Source organism: Kineosporia babensis (assembly GCF_021129305.1).
Taxonomy (GTDB): domain Bacteria; phylum Actinomycetota; class Actinomycetes; order Actinomycetales; family Kineosporiaceae; genus Kineosporia; species Kineosporia babensis.
Genome location: NZ_JAJOMB010000024.1, coordinates 154,830 through 164,272, shown reverse-complemented (window position 1 = coordinate 164,272; position 9,443 = coordinate 154,830). Strand labels below are relative to the sequence as shown.

9 protein-coding genes are annotated in these 9,443 nt (G+C 68.1%); 6 read left to right on the top strand and 3 right to left on the bottom strand.

What is annotated here, in order from left to right:
• Positions 1-1,293: IS21 family transposase (gene istA, locus LR394_RS33515; RefSeq protein WP_231448643.1), on the bottom strand; the 1,293-nt coding region annotated here is incomplete at its 3' end.
• Between the two features lie 117 nt (positions 1,294-1,410).
• On the opposite strand from istA, the gene LR394_RS33510 reads away from it, so the two are divergent.
• The 4 genes from LR394_RS33510 to LR394_RS33500 all read left to right on the top strand — a co-directional run bounded on the left by LR394_RS33510 (position 1,411) and on the right by LR394_RS33500 (position 6,424).
• Positions 1,411-2,961, top strand: a complete 1,551-nt coding sequence (locus LR394_RS33510) for a methyl-accepting chemotaxis protein (RefSeq protein ID WP_231448642.1) — start codon at positions 1,411-1,413, stop codon at positions 2,959-2,961.
• A gap of 383 nt (positions 2,962-3,344) precedes the next feature.
• On the top strand, positions 3,345-3,488 hold the full coding sequence (locus LR394_RS42335) for a signal peptidase II (protein ID WP_269330197.1): 144 nt from the start codon (positions 3,345-3,347) through the stop codon (positions 3,486-3,488).
• A 144-nt stretch (positions 3,489-3,632) separates the two neighbouring features.
• Positions 3,633-4,028, top strand: coding sequence for an ArsR/SmtB family transcription factor (locus tag LR394_RS33505; RefSeq protein WP_231448641.1), 396 nt, complete (start codon positions 3,633-3,635; stop codon positions 4,026-4,028).
• 434 nt (positions 4,029-4,462) lie between these two features.
• The gene (locus LR394_RS33500; protein WP_331283122.1) at positions 4,463-6,424 is read left to right on the top strand and encodes a heavy metal translocating P-type ATPase; all 1,962 of its coding nucleotides are present in this window, start codon (positions 4,463-4,465) and stop codon (positions 6,422-6,424) included.
• 145 nt (positions 6,425-6,569) lie between these two features.
• Here LR394_RS33500 and LR394_RS33495 read toward each other — a convergent pair whose 3' ends face one another.
• Positions 6,570-7,004 (bottom strand): MarR family winged helix-turn-helix transcriptional regulator, encoded by a 435-nt coding sequence (locus LR394_RS33495; RefSeq protein WP_231448640.1) that lies wholly within the window; start codon positions 7,002-7,004, stop codon positions 6,570-6,572.
• A 103-nt stretch (positions 7,005-7,107) separates the two neighbouring features.
• On the opposite strand from LR394_RS33495, the gene LR394_RS33490 reads away from it, so the two are divergent.
• Together LR394_RS33490 and LR394_RS33485 are read left to right on the top strand one after the other, a co-directional pair.
• Positions 7,108-7,524 (top strand): DUF6069 family protein, encoded by a 417-nt coding sequence (locus LR394_RS33490; protein ID WP_231448639.1) that lies wholly within the window; start codon positions 7,108-7,110, stop codon positions 7,522-7,524.
• A 152-nt stretch (positions 7,525-7,676) separates the two neighbouring features.
• Positions 7,677-8,102, top strand: coding sequence for a nitroreductase family deazaflavin-dependent oxidoreductase (locus LR394_RS33485; RefSeq protein ID WP_231448638.1), 426 nt, complete (start codon positions 7,677-7,679; stop codon positions 8,100-8,102).
• Between the two features lie 343 nt (positions 8,103-8,445).
• On the opposite strand, the gene LR394_RS33480 is transcribed toward LR394_RS33485, so the two are convergent.
• Positions 8,446-9,360 (bottom strand): SDR family oxidoreductase, encoded by a 915-nt coding sequence (locus LR394_RS33480; RefSeq protein ID WP_231448637.1) that lies wholly within the window; start codon positions 9,358-9,360, stop codon positions 8,446-8,448.
• Positions 9,361-9,443: the final 83 nt, after the last annotated feature.

Below are 9,443 nucleotides of genomic sequence, written 5' to 3'. Positions count from 1 at the left end.
GGCCACGGCCTCGGCCATCTTCGCCGGAACCCGCCGGGCGCCCGCCGCGCCGGCCTCGACCAGCCAGGCCGCAGCACCCGGTCCCAGGGCCAGAAACTGCGCCTCGGCGCTGGTGCGGGCGCGTGGAGTCCGGTCGCCGTTCTTGTCTTCGCGCGGTGGGTAGTGGGTTTCGTCCAGGACCGGGTTTCCGGGTGTTCCCCGCTGGTGGCGGGCAACCTCGCTGGTCTGGCCCTGCTCGTTCACCGCGGTGACGATGAGTTCCTCGCCGTGGAAACGGGCCCAGACCCGGGTGTCGATCAGCTGGTGCGGGACCGAGTAGCGCACGGCCTCAACCGAGATCGTGCCGTCCCAGTTCACTCGCCGGGTCGTGCCGAACGCTGCCGTGAACGGCTTTGCGGGCAGCGGATGCAGCCGCTGACGCTCCTCGGCCAGCCGCTCAACCGGGCGGGCCCGGCTCTCGCGGTGAACGCGGGTGTTGACTTCCTCGCAGAAGGCCCGGCAGGCCGCCTCGAGCTCTCCGAAGGTGCGGTAGTCGCCCAGCAGGTTCGCGTCGGTGGGCACCAGGTCGGCCTTCGCGATCCGGACCGTGGCCTCCGAGCCGCCCTTGGTCTCCGGGTCGGCCGGCACGCAGGTGCGGATCGTGGTCCCGTAATGCCGGGCGACTTCCACGATCTCCGGGTTGCGGATGGCGATCCCGGCGACATGGTCTGTGGTGACGGTCTTCTCGTTGTCCGTCAGGACGTAGGCAGGGACTCCACCGATCCGCCGGAACGTCGCATCAAGGCACGCTGTCACGGTCGGGACGGTCTTGTCCCAGATCGGGATCACCACCCGAAACCGTGACCAGGCCAGCCACGCGCACCACAGCACCGTCTGCCGGCCACCGACCATCGGACCGTGACCGTAGTCGTACTGCAACCACAGGCCAGGCTCGACGACCCACGGCCGGTAAACCCGCCGCCGCCCGGCCCGCCACTGCGACTTGGCCTCCGCGACCGTGCGGCGGGTCGTGCGTTCACCACCGGTGAAGCCCATCGCGACGATCCGCCGGTGGACCACGTCCGCACGGACCTTCCCGTGAGAACGGACCACCAGTTCTTCGATCTTGGGCAGGAACTCATCGATCGACCGCGCCCGGTGCTGACGCTTGTCCGGGTGCTGACCCGCCGCCCGCATCTTCACATAACGGGCCACCGTGTGATGGTCACACCCGGCCAGCTCCGCCGCAGCGCGGTAACTACCCGTGAGGTCATACGCCTCGAGGATCTCCATGATCTCCCTGCTGTTCTTCACCGGACGACCCTCGCCGACCGGCAATCGGACCCAGCCAGTGGGGAGGTATCTGGCCATCCGCGGGGAGAACCCTGGCCATCAGTGGGGCGGTAAATGGCCGCCTACGGGGAGCTTGGCATGGCCGCCGTCATGTGTTTCGGGCTGGTCTGTTTATTGCTGGCGGCTGTGATGGGGGTAGGAATCAGCCGTCTAGGTCGCGCCCAGGCTGATCTGAGTGATATGTCGGGTAAGGGGCTACGGGCGGTCGATTCCATCGACCGCGCGATGACGTCCTTCGTGCAGGTCCGCCTGGATCTGGCCGACCTCGTCCTCGTCTCGGACATCACGCAGTACTCAGCGGTCTTGCAGCGCCTGGAGGCCGACGACATCCGCTTCGACATGACATGGGCCATGTACCAGGACTCCAGGCCCTCCGCGTCGGCGCAGGAGCGAGCATCTCTCGAGGAGAGCATGCGTGATTACCGAGCAGCCCTGCAACCGGTCAAACAGGCAGCTCTGAGCGGCGACGTCGCGGACTTCGTTGCTGCCCGGGCGGCACTGTCGCAGGCCGTTCTCGAGATCAGCGATGCCCTCGGATCTATGCGCGAGTCCGAGTCCGAGTCGGCTGCTGCTATCGCGGCGGCGGGACACGAGGCCTACCGCCGGTCGGTTCTGCTGATGCTCGCGACAGGATTGGTGGCCATCATCACCGCGGTGGGTCTGTCGATCCTGGTGGGGCGCAGTATCGCCCGTCCGCTGGCTGCAACGGTCCAGGTGCTCGTCGGCCTCGCCGAGGGAAGGCTCGATCGCCGCGTGCAGCACACCAGCGCTGACGAGGTCGGGCAGCTCGCGGCGGCGACCAACTCGGCCGTCGAGCGACTGGCTGAGATGGTGCGCAAGATCGCCGACAACGCTGGCTCACTGTCGGGCATGTCGGTTGGGCTGACGACCCTCGCGCACGAGTTGTCGGGCGGCGCGGCCTCATCGGCGGCACAGTCCAGAGTCGTTGCCGATGCGAGCCGGCAGATCGGGGCAAGTATCGCCACCGTTGCCCAGGGTGGCCAAGAGATGTCATCGGCCATCGAGAACATCGCCCGCTCCAGCCATCAGGTTTCGGCCACCGCGGCTGAGGCGGTCTCCGCGGCCATCCAGGCAGGCGTCACCGTGCAGCGGCTCGAGTCCTCCAGCGACGAGATCGGTCAGGTGGTGGACCTGATCACGAACATCGCGGCGCAGACCAAGCTGCTCGCGCTGAACGCCACGATCGAGGCGGCCAGGGCCGGAAGAGCCGGCACCGGCTTTGCTGTTGTCGCCGAGGAGGTCAAGATGCTGGCCGGGCAGACGGCACGGGCTACCGAGGACATCACGAACCGCGTGGGAGTTGCCCGCGAAGATGCCAAGGCGGCTGTCGCGTCCATCACCGCGATCAAGGATGTCATCAGCCAGATCGATGATCTGCAGACGGTCGTCGCCTCCGCCGTCGAAGAGCAGTCCGCGACCACCTCCGAGATGGTCCGCAACGTCTCGGACGTCTCAGGGGCGGCCGGTGAGATCGCCGAGAACGTGGCGGGAGTAGCGGCGTCCGCCGGCCAGACCACCGTGCACGCCTCAAGAACAGCTGAGACGGCTCAGGAAGTTTCCCAGGCCGCAGCGGATCTCGAGGGGCTGGTGTCAGGCTTTCGGATGTAGGCCCCTCGCCGAACCATGCGGTATCAAAAGAGCCGCCAGAACCAGCAGCGGCAGCCATGATCGCCGGACCGATCTCACCAAAAACGTCGCTACGCCAGAGCGGACCGACGGTAACTGGGATGACCATGGCGGCCCCTGCCCAGCGCACGAGCGGCCTTCGTAGCGCACGGTCTCGGCGGCTCCTGTTCTCGGGAACCATGGTGCTCGTAGCCATCGTGTCCGACTTGGCGGTGACGGCGATCGCCGAGAGCCGGCCCATAGGTGCCCGGTGGCGCTGGGCGCGCTGGACCTGAGGCTCGGTTTCAACTCCGGCGGCCTTCTCCCTGGGGCGACGACCTGCCCGTCCTGGCTCATCCGCAGCATCACCGGTGCCATGACGGCGGATGTTCGTCCTGGCGTGCAGTTCGCGATTGTCCAGACCTGCTGAGCAGATCGGCCTGGCGCTGCTGTTCGTTGCGGCGCTGGGCAATCTCCTTGACCGCTGGGGTGACGGGCACGTGAGTGACTACTTCCACACCGGCTGGTGACCCGCGTTCAACCTGGCCGACGTCTGGATCAGTACCGGGGTCGCGCTCCTGGTCATCGGCCTGCGGGTGTGGCTTTCGCCGCGCACGGCGGCTCCGGCGGCCTCACTCATAGCCCAACGTTCTAATGACTGTTAGTTTGTTGGTGTGACCCGAGACGAGTGCGATCTTCTCTGCCTGGACCTTCCCCACGCGGAAGCCGTCCGCGAGGCCCTGCCGATACTGGATCGAGCTCAGGAACGGGCAGATCAGGCCAAAGCGCTCGGAGACCCGACCCGCCTGCGGGTGGCCGCTGCCCTGGCCACCGGCGGGGAACTGTGCGTCTGCGACCTGGCCTGGGTCTGCGGCCTGGCGCAGAACCTCGTGTCCCACCACGCCCGCAACCTCCGCTCGGCCGGCGTCGCCGCCTCCCGCCGCGACGGGCGGCTCGTGATGTACCGCCTGACCCCGACGGGGCAGACCCTGCTGCAGGCGCTCCTCCCCGAAGTGGTGCTCCTCGCGCCCGAGGCAGCTGACCTGGAAAACGCGCAGAAGACCATCTGAATCCCTCGGATCCAGACGATCCCCGCTCCCTGAAGGACCCCCTAACTCACTGAAGGACGAGGTGACTGGTCATGGACCCCTGCTGCGGCCCGAACGAGCCAGAACCATCCGTGCGTACCCACGCGAAAACACGCCCAGCGCCCGCCCCCGTGAACCTCGAAACGGGCACGGCGGATGCCTGCGGCGATGGCTGCTCCTGCTGCGGAAACGACACCCCGTTCTCAAAGCGCCATGAGGACAGCCATGAGCATCCGTCCGCGCCCGCGGGCCGGACGCAGTTGCTGATCGCCCAGGCTCCCTCAGCGCTTTCCCCGCTCCTGGTCCCAGGATCGCGAGCATCGGTGGAAACAGGCGGCTGCTGCGCGGGCGAAACATGCAGTTGCGCAAACGAGCACGGTGCAGAACCTGCCGGGAACGGTAGCCGCGGTTCCGCCGTGGTCGATGACTGCTGCAGTTTCGACGGAGAGTTCGATACCGAAGCCCAGCCCGAACGTCTGCGCGACGTCCCGGCCCTGCGATTCGCAGTCGTCTCAGGCGTCCTGCTGGTGGCCGGCCTGATCCTGGGCCGCTGGGTCAACGGCCCGACCGGAACCGTGCTGGAGGTCGGCGCCCTACTGGCCGGCGGATGGACCTTCGTCCCCGAGGCCCTGCGCAACCTGCTGCGCGGGCGACTCGGCGTGGGCACCCTCATGACGATCGCCGCCGCCGGCGCGGTGGCCCTGGGCGAAGTGGGCGAGGCCGCGATGCTGGCCTTCCTGTTCTCCATCGCCGAAGGCCTGGAAGGCTACGCGGTCACCCGGACCCGGCGCGGTCTGCGCGCCCTACTGGACCTGGTCCCCGACGAGGCCCTGGTCCTGCGCGGCGGCGCCACCGTGACCGTTCACCCCGAAGACCTGAGAGTTGCAGACCTGCTCCTGGTCCGCCCAGGAGCACGGATCGCCACCGACGGCGTCGTGCGCTCCGGGCGCTCCTCCCTCGACACCTCCGCCGTCACCGGTGAATCCATCCCCGTCGAGACCGGACCCGGCGCCGAAGTCTTCGCCGGCACCATCAACGGCGGCGGCGTCCTGGAGGTCGAGGTCACCGCGACCACCGCCGACAACTCCCTGGCCCGGGTCGTCCACATCGTCGAAGAAGCCCAGGAACGCAAAGGCTCGGCACAACGCCTGGCCGACCGCCTCGCACGGCCCCTGGTGCCCGCCGTGATGGTCCTGTCGGCACTGATCGCCCTGCTCGGCAGCATCTTCGGGGACCCATCCGTGTGGCTGGAACGAGCCCTGGTCGTCCTCGTCGCCGCAGCCCCCTGCGCGCTGGCCATCTCCGTCCCGGTCGCCGTCGTCACCGCGATCGGCTCCGCAGCCCGCTTCGGCGTCCTGGTCAAGGGCGGCGCCGCCCTCGAAGCCCTGGGCAACATCCGCACCGTCGCCCTGGACAAGACCGGAACCCTCACCCGCGGCAAGCCGGTCGTGATCGAGATCGTCCCCACCCAAGGCTCCACCCGCCAGGACGTCCTCAGCGTCGCCGCAGCCCTGGAAGCCCACAGCGAACACCCCCTCGCCGCAGCCATCCTCGCCGCCAACCCCACCCCAGCCCGCCCCGCCACCGACGTCACCGCGCTCGCCGGATCGGGACTGGAAGGCACCGTCGAGGGACAACCAGCCCGGCTCGGACGCCCCGGATTCATCGACCCCGGGACCCTCAACCCTGACGTTCGGCGCCTCCAGGAAGCCGGAGCGACCGCTGTCCTGGTCGAGCGCGAAGGACAAGTACTCGGCATCGTGGCCGTGCGTGACGAACTGCGCCCCGAGGCCCGCGAGACGGTCGCCGAACTGCGCCGACTCGGGATCGCCGTGGCCATGCTGACCGGCGACAACGCCCGCACCGCCCACGCACTCGCGGCTCAGGCCGGCATCGATCAGGTCCACGCCGACCTGCGCCCCGAGGACAAGGCCCGCATCATCGAGCAACTCCGCACCGGCAACCGGGGCGGGGTCGCAATGGCCGGCGACGGCATCAACGACGCCCCGGCCCTGGCCACCGCCGACGTCGGGATCGCGATGGGCGCCATGGGCACCGACGTGGCCATCGAGACCGCCGACGTGGCCCTGATGGGCGAAGACCTGCGCCACCTGCCCGTCGCCCTCGCCCACGCCCGACGAGCCCGGCGGATCATGGTCCAGAGCCTGGTGCTGTCCACGCTCATCCTCCTGATCCTCGTACCGCTCTCAGCACTGGGAGTGCTCGGCCTCGCCGTGGTGGTCGCCGCACACGAACTCGGCGAAGTCCTCGTCATCGGCAACGGCGTCCGCGCCACCCGCCGACGCGCGGAATCGCCGGACGCTCGTTCGCATGAACGTCATGAGCTTTCCAAAGTCTCCGAGCCTTCAAGCCTTTAAGCGTTGGATAGGAAGATCACGACCGTGCCACTACCAGGCGGGGTCCGGTCGGTGGTGGGCTCCCGGAAGGAATCTGATTCATGTCCTGTATCCCTGGGGCGGACGACGTCCGACGACGGATGCGCGCTGATCGACGGGCGCGGGGCTATCGCGCCGCATAGCGGGCCAGTACGGCTTCCAGGATGGGCTGAAGGGTCTGGCGTTCCTGCTCGGTGACGATCTGAGTGATCATGACGCCTGCGGTGACGGCCTCGGCGACCTTCTCACGCAACTGGTGGCCCTGTTCAGTGAGCGCGACCAGGCGGACTCTGCGGTCGGAGCCGGTGACACGGGTCAGGAGTCCCTGTTTCTCGAGCTGGTCGGCCACACCGCTGGCGTAGGAACGGTTGGCTCCCAGTTGCTCGGCCAGGTCGCTCATCCGTGTCGGCTGGGCCAGGACCAGCAGGACGCGCGCGGTGGAGGCGGGCATGTCCAGGGGGGCCACCGCGTCGGCGAAGTCGGCCTTGACTCTCTCGGCCAGCAGAATCAGCGAACGCGTCAGGGCGCGTGACTGAGCCAGGGATTCCTCGGTGCCGTCCATGAGAGCAAGCTACATCCTCGACTGAATAGTTCAGAAAGTGAATCATTCTTGGTATGCTCGGGCCTGGCCCCACCGGGCCCCATAACGCGTACGGAGAGACTTCATGACCGCTACATCGGCACACGCCGCCCCTACGACCTCGCCGCTCACCATCGCGCGCCTGGCCGCTTTCGCGGCGGCCGCCGCGGTGCTGGACCTGGCGGCCTTCGCCGTTGCCGGGGCGGCTGATGCCTCGATGAAGGTGGAGGGCACGCCGTACGAGATCAACGCGGTCGCGGTGGCTGGCGCCTCGATCGTTCCGATCCTGCTCGGGGGACTGTTCGTCGGGTTCCTGTCCCGGCGCCGGCCTGCTGCCGTGAAGTGGTTCGGGTGGGGCGGTCTGGTGGTGGCACTGCTGTCGATCATCTCGCCCCTGGTCGGTGCCGAGGACACCGCGACGGGGGTGGCCCTGGCGGCGATGCACGTGTTCGTCGGTGGTGCCTGGGCTCTGGCTCTGGCCCCCTGGAAAGCCGGCCGCTAAAGGCCGAACCGGATCGGCCCGAACCGGATCTCGGGCCAGGCCTGCTCACCGGATCGGCCCGATCCGGTGAGCAGGCCCCGCTAATGCCGTGCCGTGCCATGCCGTGCTGTGGCGGTGATGGCTGGTCGGCCGTAGGCAAGGGAGAGGTGAACATGAGCGACTGGAACACGAAGATCATCGAGGAGTTCCGGGCGAACGAGGGCCGCGTCGGTGGCCCGTTCGCCGGAGCGCCGATGGTTCTGGTGCATCATCGTGGGCGCAAGAGTGGCCGTGAGATGCTCAGCCCGATGATGTACCTACCGCACGAGGACGACCCGGATGTCATCTTCGTGTTCGCGTCCAAGGGCGGGGCGCCGGAGAACCCGGGCTGGTACTACAACCTGACGGCCGCCGGCAGCGCGGTGGTGGAACGTGGCGGGGAGACCTACCCGGTCCTGGTGCGTGAAGTGAACGGCGACGAACGAGATCGCCGTTACGCCACACAGGCCCAGAAATATCCCGGCTTCGCAGATTACGCGGCCAAAACACAGGGCATCCGCGCCATTCCGGTCCTGGAACTGACCCGCTCCACCGAATAGCCGTACTCCGCCGCGGGCGGCGCTTGCTCCCATACGTTGCCGGTAGGTCGCCGGTAACTCGCACGTTTGCGAACGTCTGCCCAGTTCCGCCGACGCCATCGAGAAATCCGTTAGCGATCGGCGGGATGGTCTGATTCCGCAACGCTGCGTCGATCCTGACAGCGTCGCAGGTACCTGGTGTCGAACGGTGAGCTCTCTGCTGAGTAGGGCATCGGTTTCGACGACCGGGTCCCGGGGTTGGTTCGGGTGCCCCCTCCTGCACCCGAACCAACCCCCAGGGTCTGTTCGATCGTTCCTGCGCTGCAGCCGGTGTGGTCCTTTGCAGGGTTTCCCGTACGGGTGTTCAGGCTTTGGCGGTGGCGCTGAGTTCGGCGACGAGCTGGCTGACGGTGGCCTCGGCGGTCGGAGGCGGGCCGAACAGCTGGGCCTGGCGGCGGGTGTCGGCGACGTAGCGGCCGCTGTCGAACCAGGCGAACATGGCGGCCATGTCCTTGACCAGGGGGACGAATCCGCCGACCAGGGCTCCGGCGGTCCGGGTGATCACCGGGGGAATGGCGCGGACCTTGATGGGGGTGCCGGCCTGGCTGCTCATCAGGCCGGCGATCTCGGCGAGGGTGGCAGGTTGTTCCCAGCCGATGTCGATACGTTCGCCGTCGTCGGTGTCGGCGTCCACGGCGGCGGCCAGGTAGGCCGCGAGGTGGGCGGTGTGCACGAACGTCATCGGGACGGTGCTCTTGCCCATCCAGATCAGGCGTCCCTTGTCCAGGGGATTGCCGCCCATGCTGACGATCTGATCGAGGAAGGCGCCCGGGCGCAGGGCCACGAACGGTACGTGGCGGCGCTCGAGTTCGTCCTCGGCGAGCTTCTTGTGCCAGAAGTGCGTGACCTCGGGGGTCAGGTCGCTGGTCAGGATGCTGGTCAGCACGAAGCGCCGGATGCCGCTGCGGGCGGCGGCCTCGGACAGGTTCGCGTTGCCGAGCGTATCGATGTCGTGGGCGTTCTTGTTGCTACCGGTGTAACCGGCGGCGGTGGTGATGACTGCGTCGGCGCCGGTCATCGCGGTGGTCAGGGAGTCCAGGTCGAGCATGTCGCCGCGGGCGATCTGCACGCCCTTGGCCTCCAGGCGGCTGGCGTCGCTCGTGGGCCGTACCAGCGCGCGAACGTGCTTGCCGCGCTGGAGCAGTTCATCGACGACCTGACCGCCGACGGAACCGGTCGCACCGACCACCAGGACGGGAGCGTTATCGGCAGGAGGCATGGTCATGGTTTCCTCGCAGCTGTTCTCGGGGTTCTCGGAAAGTCCGCAGGTGTTCAACGATCATCGGACGGCACCGTCGTGAG

Bases quoted from the DNA above. Each gene is read 5' to 3' on its own strand.
- LR394_RS42335 (WP_269330197.1), top strand. From the start codon at position 3,345: ATGTTCGTCCTGGCGTGCAGTTCGCGATTGTCCAGACCTGCTGAGCAG.
- LR394_RS33495 (WP_231448640.1), bottom strand. From the start codon at position 7,004: ATGGACGGCACCGAGGAATCCCTGGCTCAGTCACGCGCCCTGACGCGT.
- LR394_RS33490 (WP_231448639.1), top strand. From the start codon at position 7,108: ATGACCGCTACATCGGCACACGCCGCCCCTACGACCTCGCCGCTCACC.
- LR394_RS33510 (WP_231448642.1), top strand. From the start codon at position 1,411: ATGGCCGCCGTCATGTGTTTCGGGCTGGTCTGTTTATTGCTGGCGGCT.
- LR394_RS33485 (WP_231448638.1), top strand. From the start codon at position 7,677: ATGAGCGACTGGAACACGAAGATCATCGAGGAGTTCCGGGCGAACGAG.
- LR394_RS33480 (WP_231448637.1), bottom strand. From the start codon at position 9,360: ATGCCTCCTGCCGATAACGCTCCCGTCCTGGTGGTCGGTGCGACCGGT.